This window comes from Vibrio sp. Of7-15, assembly GCF_022347565.1.
Classification (GTDB): Bacteria; Pseudomonadota; Gammaproteobacteria; order Enterobacterales; family Vibrionaceae; genus NORP241.
On sequence record NZ_JAKRGH010000002.1, the window covers coordinates 408,957 to 422,653 of the forward strand.

8 protein-coding genes and 1 pseudogene are annotated in these 13,697 nt (G+C 44.5%); 4 read left to right on the top strand and 5 right to left on the bottom strand.

Annotated elements, in window-relative coordinates:
• Positions 1-44 precede the first annotated feature (44 nt).
• The 5 genes from cydC to ald form a co-directional block, all read right to left on the bottom strand.
• A complete protein-coding gene (gene cydC, locus MHO82_RS04425; RefSeq protein WP_239182637.1) occupies positions 45-1,766 on the bottom strand; it encodes a cysteine/glutathione ABC transporter ATP-binding protein/permease CydC in 1,722 nt (573 codons plus the stop codon).
• Entirely contained in the window at positions 1,759-3,543 is a 1,785-nt protein-coding gene (gene cydD, locus MHO82_RS04430; protein WP_239182638.1) for a cysteine/glutathione ABC transporter permease/ATP-binding protein CydD, read from the bottom strand. The genes cydC and cydD overlap by 8 nt, the downstream gene beginning before the upstream one ends.
• Positions 3,544-3,696: 153 nt before the next feature.
• Positions 3,697-4,659 carry a thioredoxin-disulfide reductase gene (gene trxB, locus MHO82_RS04435; protein WP_239182639.1) on the bottom strand — a complete coding sequence of 321 codons (963 nt, stop codon included), beginning with the start codon at positions 4,657-4,659 and terminating at the stop codon, positions 3,697-3,699.
• Between the two features lie 214 nt (positions 4,660-4,873).
• Complete coding sequence (locus MHO82_RS04440; protein WP_239182640.1) at positions 4,874-6,034, bottom strand: patatin-like phospholipase family protein; 1,161 nt, start codon at positions 6,032-6,034, stop codon at positions 4,874-4,876.
• A 196-nt stretch (positions 6,035-6,230) separates the two neighbouring features.
• Positions 6,231-7,349: an alanine dehydrogenase gene (ald, locus tag MHO82_RS04445; protein WP_239182641.1), complete on the bottom strand. Its 1,119-nt coding sequence runs from the start codon at positions 7,347-7,349 to the stop codon at positions 6,231-6,233.
• A 156-nt stretch (positions 7,350-7,505) separates the two neighbouring features.
• On the opposite strand from ald, the gene lrp reads away from it, so the two are divergent.
• From lrp to MHO82_RS04465, 4 genes and pseudogenes are all read left to right on the top strand, one after another.
• Positions 7,506-8,000: a leucine-responsive transcriptional regulator Lrp gene (lrp, locus tag MHO82_RS04450; protein WP_239182642.1), complete on the top strand. Its 495-nt coding sequence runs from the start codon at positions 7,506-7,508 to the stop codon at positions 7,998-8,000.
• 188 nt (positions 8,001-8,188) lie between these two features.
• A pseudogene (locus tag MHO82_RS04455) lies at positions 8,189-11,725 on the top strand (DNA translocase FtsK 4TM domain-containing protein); the annotation flags it as partial.
• Entirely contained in the window at positions 11,725-12,321 is a 597-nt protein-coding gene (gene lolA, locus MHO82_RS04460) for an outer membrane lipoprotein chaperone LolA (protein ID WP_239182644.1), read from the top strand. The pseudogene MHO82_RS04455 and the gene lolA, both read left to right, overlap by 1 nt.
• A gap of 12 nt (positions 12,322-12,333) precedes the next feature.
• On the top strand, positions 12,334-13,683 hold the full coding sequence (locus tag MHO82_RS04465; RefSeq protein WP_239182645.1) for a replication-associated recombination protein A: 1,350 nt from the start codon (positions 12,334-12,336) through the stop codon (positions 13,681-13,683).
• Positions 13,684-13,697 lie beyond the last annotated feature (14 nt).

Genomic DNA, 13,697 nt, shown 5'->3' on the forward strand with positions numbered 1-13,697 from the left:
CAGTGATTGGCTGCGGTTTTTTGTTTTAGGCTAGTGGTTCTTTGTTATACACGTTGCCAGAGCTGGTGGTAACGACCTTTTAGAGCCAGTAATTCATCATGAGTACCTTGCTCTGTGATCTCTCCTTGTTCCATTAAACAAATGGCGTCCATGGCGTTGAGCCCGACGAGGCGGTGAGTAATAAAGATAACTGTTTTATCTTGTGTATGTTCATTGAGAACGTTAAGCACTTGCTGTTCTGTTTTTTGATCTAACCCTTCAGTTGGTTCATCCAGCAGCACAATCGGCGCATTGTGTAATAGAGCACGGGCAATCCCAACACGGCGGCGTTCTCCACCTGATAGCTGGCGGCCACCGTCACCTAGCCAAGTGTCTAAAGCGGTATACTCTAACAAGTCTTCAAGGCCCACTTTATTTAACACGTCTGATAGCTCTTTATCGTCTGCGCTTGGTTTCGCTAAGAGTAGGTTATCTCGAAGAGAGCCATTTAAAATATCGACGCGCTGGCTAACCAGAGAGACGGCTTGTCTTAAAGCAGGCTCAGACCATTGGTTAAGCGTTACCCCATCCAGTTTTAATTGGCCATGACTTGGATCCCAGTGGCGAGTGATGAGTTGGATTAAGGTTGATTTCCCTGATCCCGTTTGGCCTACAATAGCTAATTTTTGCCCGGCTTTGATGTCTAAATTGATGTTATCAAGGGCATTGGTATCGGCATCATGGTATTTAAAATGCACACCGGAAAAAGAGATATTGCCTATTGCTGTCTCAGAGTGGCCATTTTCATCAAATTCAGTATCGGGCTTGGCTTTGATTATTTCATTCAAACGTTTAGCTGAAGTCAGAGTTTGTCCTAAATATTGGAATGCCCCAGCAATTGGCATAATTAGCTCGAAGCTTGCCATTGTGGCAAAGGCGACCATAGCAACGAGAGGGTCTGGTGCTTGTCCTGCAATGCCGTCGGCGCTGATCCAAAGCAGTAGTACTAAGGTCCAGCCATTTGCAAGCAGTAACAACCCATTAGCCATACCCGTGAGTGACGCCATTTTTCTCTGATTAAGAACCAGCTCTTCTTGAGCAGTCAGAACCTTACTATGATGCTCTTTTTCTGCATTGAAGATCAGAAGCTCGGCATGGCCTTGTAGCCAATCAAGTGTACGCACACGAAGGCTGGCTTTATTCAATGTTAGATGGTGGCCATTTTCTTTTCCTAATTGGTAAAAAATAACAGGCCAAATAAGAAGAAGAGCTAACAGAATTGAGCCGAGTGTGAGGCCTATTGTAGGGTCGAACCACCAAAGAAAAGCGGTTAAACCAGCAATACCCAAGATACCGACAATAATAGGGCTAACTAGTCGTAAATAGACGTGATCCATCGCATCAACATCGGCCACTAAGCGATTTAATAAGTCAGCATCACGCAGCTTTGAGAAGCGGCCAGGAATGAGTGGGATCAGTTTTCGGAAAAAGAAAATTCGTAGTTCAGTCAGTAATTTGAAAGTGGCGTTGTGGCTAACAACACGTTCCCCCCATCGTCCTGCTGTTCGAGCCATTGAAAAACCACGAACACCGCCACCTGGTAACATATAGTTAAATGTTTCACGTGCGATGGTTAAACCTGCTACTGCTGATGCGGCAATAAACCAGCCAGATAGCGTTAATAAACCAATGGCCGCAAACATGGTAGCAAAAGACAATACCATACCAAGGGTCAGGCCAAACCAATGTTTACGATATAAAGCTAAATAAGGAAGTAAATCACGCATCCAGATCGCCCTTATTTTGGTGAGTTTGTGTTTGTTTTGCTTTTAACATCACAGAGAAAAGACCGTGTTCTTTGAGTTCATCAAAGGTGCCGTTTTGAACTAGGTTACCTTGCTCTAAGACAAGAATTTGATCGGCATTGTTAAGCTGGTCAAGGTGATGGCTGATTAGCAGCGTAGTCTTTTTTTGTGTTTGGGATTCCAAACTTTTTAGCAGTAGTTTTTCACTGTTGGCATCCAGACTGGCTGTGGGTTCATCCAGTAACCAAAATTGCCCTTTTTGTAGCATGGCACGTGCTAACGCAATACGTTGGGCTTGGCCGACTGATAAACCACCAGAGCGATCGCTGATGGTGTAGTCATAGCCTAATGAGTCAATGAATTCGTCAGCATAGGCTTGTTTTGAGGCTGTATCGAGATCTTCATGGCTGACAGAAGGTTTACCTAAAGTAATGTTGTCTTTGATTGAACCGTGAATTAGAAGAGGATTTTGCCCCACCCAATTAATGGTTTGACGCCATTGGCTAATGTTCAACTCAGAAAGTTCAACGCCGTTTACTTTTAAGCTGCCTTGGTACGGAAGAAAACCGAGTAGGGCATTGATTAGGCTTGTCTTACCTGCACCACTAGGGCCGACCAAAGCGGTTTGTTGGCCTGGTTGAATCGTAAAGCTTACTGGGCCTACTAATGTTTTCCCTTCTGTGCTGAGTACAGATAAGTTATTGGCTTCAATCTGGATATTTTCGGGAGTCGGTAGTGATTGCTCACCGTGGCTCACTGTATCTGCTTTTGCATCTAGGAAATTAACAATGGATTCTGCGGCACCAACGGCTTGGGCTTTAGCATGGTAAAACGTCCCTAAATCTCGTAATGGTTGATAGAACTCAGGGGCTAAGATCAGAATAAATAGGCCTGAGAATAGGGTAATGGTTGCGCCGTAAAAACCGAAATTGAGCTCACCAATAAAGGTAAAGCCAAAATAAACCGCCACAATAGCGATGGAGATCGAAGTAAAGAACTCTAAGACCGCAGAAGATAGAAAGGCTAAGCGGAGAACTTCCATAGTACGTTTACGGAAAATTTCAGATGCACTGTGTAAAAATTCGGTTTCGGATTCAGCTCGATTGAATAATCGGATGGTGGTCATTGCTTGCAGTCGGTCATAAAAATGGCCCGATAGGCGCTGTAAGGCTTTAAAATTACGACGGTTAGCGTCTGCTGCTCCCATACCGACCAAAGCCATAAATAATGGCACAAGTGGAGCCGTAAAAAGGAAAATAAGCCCGGCAGCCCAGTTTAGTGGGAAGACAACCAAAAGAATGACAAAAGGGATCAAAACTGACAGTGACATTTGAGGAAGATAGCGGGAGAAGAAGTCCTGCATATCCTCTACTTGCTCTAATATAAGTGTTGCCCAGCTGCCTGCGGGCTTACCTTTAATATGAGCAGGGCCCAGTTGGCGAAGCTTTTCTAAGATCAGAGCTCGAATGTACAAACGAACTTGTTCACCACAGCGGTAGCCCGATATTTCTCTTGCCCAGCTGCATAGTGCTCGGCCTGCGACTAAAACGATAATTCCGATAAAATGCCAGATTAGCTCCTGCTTATCTGTGCCTTCGATGATCAATTGGTGAAGAATGTCAGCCAGTAGTGCTGCTTGGCCTAGCAGTAACACTCCTGATAAGAAACCAAATCCAACAGCCAGCATTAGCCAGCGTTTAGCGATTTTACTTTGACTTTTTAGCCACTGATTCAATGAGCGTTGCGTTTTTTTATCCATAGAACTCAGGCTTGATTAATTCAATAAGGAAGAGAGTATATGCCAGTTATGGTGCTAATTCAGTGATAGAGCAGGTAAGGGGCGAATACTTATATGGTTGTAAAAAGTAGTAAAGCCGATGAAGAACACCGGCTTTGTTTATTGGTTTTTTTGTTACTTCGTTTGCTCTAGAGCATCAAGGAAACGTTCTGCATCAAGGGCGGCCATACAACCTGTTCCTGCAGAAGTGATTGCTTGACGGTAGGTATGGTCCATCACATCACCAGCAGCAAAAATACCTTCTACGCTAGTTTGTGTAGCATTACCTTCAAGACCAGATTTAACTTTGATATAGCCATTGTTCATTTCTAGCTGACCATCAAAAATAGCGGTGTTTGGCTGGTGGCCAATGGCGATGAATGCGCCCATTACCGCAAGCTCTTCAGTGGCATCCGATTTAGTGTCTTTTAAGCGAAGGCCAGTTACACCCATTTCGTCGCCCAGAACTTCATCTAGAACACGGTCTGTGTGAAGGATGATGTTGCCGTTTTCAACTTTATCCATCAAACGATCGATCAAAATCTTTTCGGAACGGAAAGAATCACGACGGTGGATAAGGTGAACTTCAGAAGCGATGTTAGACAGGTATAGTGCTTCTTCAACAGCAGTGTTACCACCACCCACAACAGCCACTTTTTGGTTACGGTAGAAGAAACCATCACATGTTGCACAAGCAGACACACCACGGCCTTTGAAGTTTTCTTCAGACTCTAAGCCTAAGTATTTTGCAGAAGCACCAGTCGAGATGATTAATGAATCACACGTGTATTCGCCGCTGTCACCCTTTAAACGGAAGGGACGTTGGCTGAAATCTGTTTCGTTGATGTGATCAAAGATAATTTCAGTATTGAAACGCTCAGCATGATCTTTCATCTGCTCCATTAAGCCAGGGCCAGTCATGTCTGCTGCACCGCCTGGCCAGTTTTCAACTTCAGTTGTTGTGGTTAGCTGACCACCTTGTTGCATTCCAGTGATCATCACTGGGTTTAGGTTTGCGCGTGCTGCATAAACGGCTGCTGTATATCCAGCTGGACCAGAACCAAGGATCAGAAGTTTAGAATGCTTTACGTTGCTCATGAGCTCTCCGAGCTAGATAAAAATATTTAGGTGATTGTATGGAAAATAACAACGTAAAGGAAGACTTGTATGATGGATGGGTTTAAAGAAAATGTTATAGGTTATGTCTTTATCGCGGTGGGCATCATTTATGGGGGATTATGGAAATGAGCAATAAAAATCAAATGCCCAGGGGGAGGAATGAGCATTTGATTTGATCGATAAAGTTTACTGGTTATGACGCTTTTTTATTTCGTGGTAAAGCATTTACATTACTTGGCTTTTCTTCCAGCCATGATCCCGTTTTATGTTTACGGTGAACGTGAGTTTGTAAGTCTTGCGGGCGTTTTAGCCAAGGGGATTCTTCTAGGGCTTTTTTCATGTCTTCATAGCCACTTTCTCGGCGAATTCTGATGGAGCGTCGGGAGAATTCTGTATCGCTCAGTGGAATGTGGCCCGCTGCTGCCTCGTAGGTGATATGAACAATATCGATTTTGTTGCCAACTTTAAGTGCTGAGATATCAGACACTGCCTCACTGTCGACAATGTTTTGGGTTTGATTTTTCAGGTGAGCTAGGTTTTTATGGGCGACGACGGCATCAATATGTTGGCATGTACGGCTGGCGTATTGAATTTCTTTCTGACGCCATAGGACATCATTCATGGTTTTAGGGGCTTCACCATGAGCATTCCAAAGATCAACCATAAAGATTAGTAAATCTTCATCGTCGGCCAAATCAAGAATGCCGTTAAGAGGGGTATTTGAAACTACGCCGCCATCCCAGTAAAGATCGTCGCCGACTTGTGTTGCAGGGAAGCCTGGTGGCAGAGAGCCACTTGCGACCGCATGCTCAGGGCCAAAAGTAGTACTCTTGTTATCGAAGAAGATCAGCTCACCGTCGGTGACGCGTGTTGCTCCTACCGTTAAACGTACCTTGTCACTATTAATCAGGCTAAAGTCAGACATTTCTTCAAAGGTGTTGAAGATAGGTTTTGTATTGTAAAAGCTAGTAGCCGCTTCTGTTCCTGGGAAGGCGAAAAACGGGTTAATAGGGCGAGGTGTAAAGAAATTTGGTTGGCCAAAAATTAACGCTTGTGAAGCACTCGCAAGGTTGTAAGTTTCAGCAAATTCATTAGGAATATTGACATCAGTGCCTGGCCAAGAGATTTTGTCCCAGAACTTTTCTAGTTGAGACAAACGCTTTTCTGGTGGATTACCCGCTAAAATTGTTGCATTAAAAGCACCAATAGAAATACCCGCAAACCATTCTGGGGTTAACCCTGCTTCTTCTAACGCCTGATAAGCACCAATATGGTAAGCTCCAAGAGCACCACCACCCTGTAAAACTAAACACACTTTTGGTTTCTTATCTTTTGTCGTTGCTTTCCTGACCATAAATATTCCCTATCAATATGAGTTAGATTGCTCATATATTTATAGTCTAAATTTGTCAGAATGAAAGAAAAGTCAGTAAATTAAGTCATTGTTACAATTGATTATTTTGACATTAGTGTTGACTGGGGAAGTAGATGGAGCGGAAATAAAAAAGGGCATCGTAGTGATGCCCTTAAATTTGTAATAAAAAGAAGAATTAACCTTCAAGTGCTACACGTGGTGCAACATAGTCTAGGTTGAAGCTTTCTGCTACTTCTTTACATGTTACTTGGCCATTGATTACGTTTAGGCCTTCTAGGAAGCCTTCGTCTTCAAGAAGCGCTGCTTGGTAACCTTTGTTTGCTAGCTTAACAATGTAAGGCAGTGTTGCATTGTTTAGAGCAAATGTAGAAGTACGTGCTACCGCGCCTGGCATGTTAGCCACACAGTAGTGAACTACATCGTCGACGATGTACGTTGGATCAGCGTGAGTGGTAGCGTGAGATGTTTCAAAACAACCGCCTTGGTCGATTGCAACGTCAACAACAGCTGCACCTGGCTTCATCTTAGCAATGTGCTCTTTTGTTACTAGCTTAGGTGCAGCAGCCCCTGGGATTAGAACTGCACCGATTACTAGGTCTGCGTCTAGAACGTGTTTTTCGATAGCATCTTCAGTTGAGTAAACCACTTTCGCACGACCTTGGAATTCTTCATCTAGTCGACGCAGTGTGTCTACATTGCGGTCTAGGATTGTTACGTCTGCACGTAGGCCAACTGCCATACGAGCTGCGTTTGCTCCAACAACACCACCACCAACAACAACAACTTTAGCTGGCTCAACACCAGGTACGCCACCTAGAAGTAGGCCACGACCGCCGTGAGATTTCTCTAAAGTTTGTGCACCTGCTTGAATAGACATGCGGCCCGCAACTTCCGACATAGGCGCAAGTAGTGGCAGACGACCCATAGAATCTGTTACAGTCTCGTACGCAATGCAGACAGCTTTGCTTTTAATCAGGTCTTCTGTTTGTGGAAAATCTGGTGCAAGGTGTAAATATGTGAACAATATTTGCCCTTCACGAAGCATAGCTCGCTCAACTGCTTGCGGCTCTTTAACTTTTACAATCATTTCTGCTTTAGCAAAAACGTCTTCAGCAGTAGGAAGAATGGATGCGCCTACAGCGATGTAATCATCGTCTGAGAAGCCAATACCTGAACCAGCGTTGGTCTCAACAAATACTTGGTGTCCGTGTGCGATTAGTTCGCGAACGCTCGCTGGGATCATACCAACACGGTATTCGTGGTTTTTGATTTCCTTAGGTACGCCAATGATCATCCTAATTCCTCTTGTTTTTTTGGTTGTTTTTACTAGTTGTAGGGTACTAGTATCGAATTAATAGCTAGTATAGTTTGTAAAAAGCAGAATTTGATGCTAAATATTAAAAAGTTGTAGTATATTTTTTTGCAAGGAAGTAATAAGGTGGAATAAAAAATGGTAGATAACTACAAAAAGCCCTCCAAGGAACTGGACCGCATTGATCGCAACATTCTTAACGAGCTTCAGAAGGATGGTCGCATCTCTAATGTTGAGCTCTCAAAGCGCGTGGGCCTTTCTCCTACGCCGTGTTTGGAACGTGTGCGTCGTTTGGAGAGACAAGGGTACATTAGTGGTTATACCGCATTATTAAACCCACAATTCTTGGATGCATCACTACTCGTATTTGTTGAAATTACGTTAAATCGTGGTGCGCCAGATGTGTTTGAGCAGTTTAATACCGCAGTGCAACACCTAGAAGATATCCAAGAATGTCATCTAGTATCAGGAGATTTTGATTATTTGTTAAAAACTCGTGTGTCCGATATGTCGGCATACCGAAAACTTTTAGGTGATACTTTACTTCGTTTACCTGGAGTGAATGACACCCGTACTTATGTTGTTATGGAAGAAGTGAAGCAAACTAATCATTTGGTGATCAAAACCCGATAACTATTAGGTAATCCCTTACTGGTTTTGGTAAGGTTACAGTTTACTGTCATCCGAGCGGCTTTGTGCCGCTCGGCTTGTTTGAATAGTGGTAAAATGCTTTGCTGTCACGTGTAAAAAACTTAATGCCTAACAAAAATAATGGAGTTGTACCCTTGAGCCAGGATAGTGATATTCAGAGTGAAAGCAGACGACTTAATGGTACTCAACGTCTTAAAGAGTGCACATTCATCCTTGGCCTGCTGGTTTCCATTTTTATTATGGTTTCTCTTCTCAGTTTTAACCCGGCTGATCCCTCTTGGTCTCAAACGTCATGGGCTGGGCCTGTTCAAAATGCAGCGGGTTCCACAGGCGCTTGGATTGCCGATACGCTTTTCTTTAGCTTAGGATCATTGGCTTACCCTTTACCTGCAGCTTTATTATTGGGTACATGGGTGTTTTTCCGTCGCCGTAGCTCCGAAGAGCCAATGGACTATATGGTGCTAGGTACACGCATTCTGGGCATGGTGGTTTTATTTCTGACAAGCTGTGGTTTAGCAGACATTAACTTTGATGACCTATGGTACTTCTCATCAGGTGGTGTCGTTGGCGACGTTATCACGAGTTTTACGTTACCGATTTTTAATTTGTTGGGTTCAACCCTGATCTTTATGTTTTTATGGGGAGCTGGTTTTACACTGTTTACTGGCATTTCTTGGTTAACGATTGTAGATACACTTGGCGAATGGACGCTAGACAGTTTTACTTGGGGTGTGAATAAAGTCCGAGGTTCAGAAGACACTACTGTTTCTGCTCATGATTCGTTCGATATGGAAAAACCACAATACGATGAGGTTGTGGAGCCAAATGTGAACAGCTTTAAGGTGAGAGGGGCAGAAAGCAGTGATGTGGTCGAGCCAACCTTTGATAAGACTGCCATGCAAGACCCACTGATTGATAACTATTCAATGTCGAATATTGATGCCAACAGTATTGAGACAAACAGTGAAAGCGTCGATCTTGCCCCAGACTTGAGCACAGAAACAGAGCCTAAGAGGCAGTTTAATATTCATATGCCAGCAAATCGGGTTGTGACAGAAGGTGATACGCCAGAAGTAGCAACTACAGAGCATAGGGCTGCTTTTGAGTCTATGGCAAAGCAACACGTAGAAGCGCCAGCAACGGCGATGGAGCCGGAGCCCGCTGAGTCCCCGAATCCAACTGAGCCTCCTTCTCAAACAACAGTGACAGAACAAACTGAGGCTGAAGCGGCTCGCTCAGAAGGCATGGGGCACTATGAAGAATACTTTGATATTCACTCACAGCTTAATGCCAAGATTGATGAGCTTGACAAAGCGGCCGTTGCGTATGAGCAAACACATGATGTTGCTCCACAAGCGGCATCGGCGCAATTTATTGCTCCTGATATTAGCTCAGAAGATACTTTAGAAGAGTATCCGGTACCTGAATCTAAGTCAGTGGCTTCTGAGCTTGAAGTGTCTGAATCGGTTTCAACGCCATCAACGCTGACTGTTGAGCAAGCCTTACAACAGCTGGATAGTGAAGCCAGTGAACAACAAGTTTCTCTTGAAGAATTCGCGTCTGAGCATGTTGATGAAGCATCTGATTCGTTAGACACACCTGCTTTTGAGCCAGTTGCTGTGCCTGAGCCTGTTAAGGCTAACGAAAAAGTAGCTGTAGAGCCTATTCTTGAACATGAAGAGCTGGATATCGCTGTTAGTGATAATACTGAAGCTACAACAGTGGAACCAAATACTCACGAGTCGGTAGCGCTGGCAGAGCCTGAAGTTGTGGAACCTACTTTTGAGGCTGAACAGGTTGAAAAAGAGCAGGTTGTAGAAGAGGTGGTGGAACCAGCCTTTGTCCCTGAAGAGCAAATACCTTCGGATGCTCCGTTCACAGAACCTGCTAAATTTGAACCAGTGGTTGAAGACGTTATTGACCAAACAGTAGAATCTATCGCTGCTGAGCCTGAGCCTGAGCCTGAGCCTGAGCCTGAGCCCGAGCCAGTGATAGAGGAAGTGGTTACTAATGCAGTACCTCAGACGGCAGCTGCTACTCCAGCTTCTTCTGCAACAGCGGCACAGCCAGAAGTGCCACAGACACCACAATCGACACATGCAGACGCGGATGTCGCAGCGTTTCAGGATATTGTGTCTAAAGCGCAAGCAAATATGGCCGCTCAACAGAACCCATTCTTAGTGCAGCAAGAGGTGAATCTACCTGTACCAACGTCACCAATGCCTACTCTTGAACTGCTGCATAACCCTGGTAAGCGTGAAAGTATGATCAGCCGAGAGCAACTGGAAGATACTGCTCGCTTGGTTGAAGCGAAATTAGCTGATTATAAAATTAAAGCGACGGTTGTTGATATTTTCCCAGGTCCTGTAATTACTCGCTTTGAACTGGATTTAGCGCCTGGCGTGAAAGTGAGCCGAATTTCAGGCTTATCTATGGATTTAGCTCGTGCATTGTCTGCAATGGCCGTTCGTGTGGTTGAAGTGATCCCAGGTAAACCATACATCGGTTTAGAGCTACCAAATATGAACCGTGAGACAGTTTACATGTCTGATGTTATTGGTAGTGAAAAATTCCAAGAAGCAACGTCGCCGACAACCATTGTCTTGGGTCAGGATATTGCGGGTGAAGCCGTAATTGCAGATTTGGCCAAAATGCCTCATATGTTGGTGGCAGGTACAACAGGTTCAGGTAAGTCGGTTGGTGTGAACGTAATGATTCTGAGTATCTTGTATAAGGCGAAGCCTGAAGATGTTCGATTTATTATGATTGACCCGAAAATGTTGGAATTATCGGTTTATGAAGGTATTCCGCACTTATTAGCGGAAGTGGTTACCGATATGAAAGATGCGGGTAATGCACTGCGCTGGTGTGTAGGAGAAATGGAGCGCCGTTATAAGCTTATGTCGGCACTGGGTGTTCGTAACATTAAAGGCTTTAACGATAAGCTGAAAATGGCCAGTGATGCAGGTCACCCAATCCATGATCCACTTTGGAAGCCAGGTGATAGCATGGATGAAATGCCACCGATGCTGGAAAAACTGCCATACATTGTTGTGATCGTGGATGAATTTGCCGATCTGATGATGGTCGTAGGTAAAAAAGTAGAAGAGTTGATTGCCCGTTTAGCACAAAAAGCGCGTGCTGCTGGTATTCACCTTGTATTGGCGACGCAGCGCCCATCAGTAGACGTTATTACTGGACTGATTAAAGCGAATATTCCAGCTCGTATTGCCTTTACCGTATCGACCAAAACTGATTCAAGAACCATCCTTGATCAAGGTGGCGCAGAGTCGCTACTTGGAATGGGTGATATGTTGTATTTACCACCAGGATCAAGTCATACCATGCGTGTACATGGTGCCTTTGCTTCTGATGACGATGTTCACAACGTGGTTAACGATTGGAAAGCACGTGGGAAGCCTCAATATATAGAATCTATTATTAGCGGCGATCAAGGTGCTGACAGCTTACTACCCGGTGAATCCCCAGATGGTGAAGAAGAGCTCGATCAGCTGTTTGATCAGGTCGCTGCTTTTGTCGCTGAATCACGCCGAGGCTCGGTTTCAGGCGTGCAACGTAAATTTAAAATTGGTTATAACCGAGCGGCGCGAATTGTAGAGCAGTTAGAAGCTCATGGTATTGTGAGTGCTCCGGGCCATAACGGTAACCGAGAAGTACTAGCGCCGCCGCCAGTAAGAGAAGATTAATGAAAAAATTATTACTTTTAGCATTGTGCTTTAGTGCGAATGCGTTTGCATCGCCACAGTCGGAGTTAACTGAGCGCTTAAATAAATACGATGGTTTTAGTGCGCAGTTTGAACAAAAAGTAACGAGCCTTGAAGGTGAAGTTATCGTAGAGGGAGATGGCGATGTGGCTATCTCTCGTCCTAATCTATTCCGTTGGTACACCAAAACACCAGATGAAAATGTGTTAGTGACTGATGGCACAACCCTGTGGTATTACAATCCATTTGTGGAGCAGGTAACGCTATTGCAATTGGAGCAAGCAACAGCGCAAACCCCATTTGTGTTGCTCACTCGTAATAACCCTAAAGATTGGGATAACTACACAGTCACTCAGCAAGACAACCAATTTACGCTCTCGCCAAAGCTACAGGAAAATACCAGCCAGTTTATTATTGATATTACGTCATCAGGAGTGGTGAAAGGTTTTAGTGTGATAGGGCAAGATGGGCAGAGCAGCGTATTTGCTTTTAATCAGTTTGTGGCGAAAAAACCAGACAGTGAAACCTTCATGTTTACTATTCCTGAGGGAGTAGATGTTGATGATCAACGTAATTAAGAGCGATAAACAGTGAGTAACTTCAGTTTAGATTTTTCTTCTGATGAAGACTTTCGTCCTCTTGCTGCTCGTATGCGTCCACAAACGGTTGAGCAATACATTGGTCAGCAACATGTATTAGGGCCGGGGAAGCCTCTGCGTCGTGCATTGGAAGCTGGCCAGTTACACTCTATGATTTTATGGGGGCCTCCTGGAACCGGGAAAACCACCCTAGCAGAAGTAGCTGCTAATTATGCAAATGCTGAAGTTGAGCGAGTGTCTGCGGTGACATCGGGTGTGAAAGACATTCGAGCTGCGATTGAAAAAGCGCGCGAGAATAAGCTGACTGGGCGACGCACGATTTTATTTGTGGATGAGGTACATCGCTTTAATAAAAGCCAGCAAGATGCATTCTTGCCTCATATTGAAGACGGTACCGTTACCTTCATTGGGGCGACAACGGAAAACCCTTCTTTTGAACTTAATAACGCTTTGTTATCACGAGCTCGGGTATACAAGCTGAAATCACTAGCTCAAAGTGATATTGAACAGGTGATTGAACAAGCCATTTCAGATGATGAGCGTGGTTTAGGTAAAGAATTTCTGCTGTTTCCTGAGCAAGTGAAACAACGCTTAGCTGAGCTGGTTAATGGTGATGCACGTATGTCACTGAATTACCTTGAACTGCTGGTGGACATGGCAGAAACCAATGATTCTGGTGAAAAGGTGATCACGCTTGAACTGTTAGCTGAAGTGGCTGGTGAAAAGCTCGCGCGTTTCGATAACAAAGGGGACATGTGGTACGACTTAATTTCAGCCGTGCATAAGTCTATTCGTGGCTCTAATCCTGATGCCGCTCTTTATTGGGCTGCACGTATGATAAGTGCCGGGTGCGACCCGTTATATATAGCGAGACGTTTGCTCGCTATTGCTTCTGAAGATATCGGAAATGCCGATCCTAGAGCCATGCAAATCGCCCTGTCTGCTTGGGATTGTTTTACTAGAGTCGGGCCCGCAGAAGGCGAAAGAGCCATTGCTCAGGCCATTGTCTACTTGGCGTGCGCGCCTAAAAGTAATGCAGTGTATACCGCTTGGAAGCAAGCCCTTACTGACGCACATAATTCGCCTGATTATGAAGTGCCAGTGCATTTACGTAATGCGCCAACCTCTTTGATGAAAGATTTGGGTTATGGTCAGGAGTACCGTTATGCTCATGATGAGCCTGGAGCATATGCGGCGGGTGAGAATTATTTCCCACCGGAAATGAAACAAACGCGCTATTATTTCCCGACTAATCGAGGTTTAGAAACTAAGATCAGCGAAAAGTTAGATTATCTGGCGGATTTAGACACAAAAAGCCCACAAAAGCGCTATGAAAACTAATGTCTTTTCGTTAT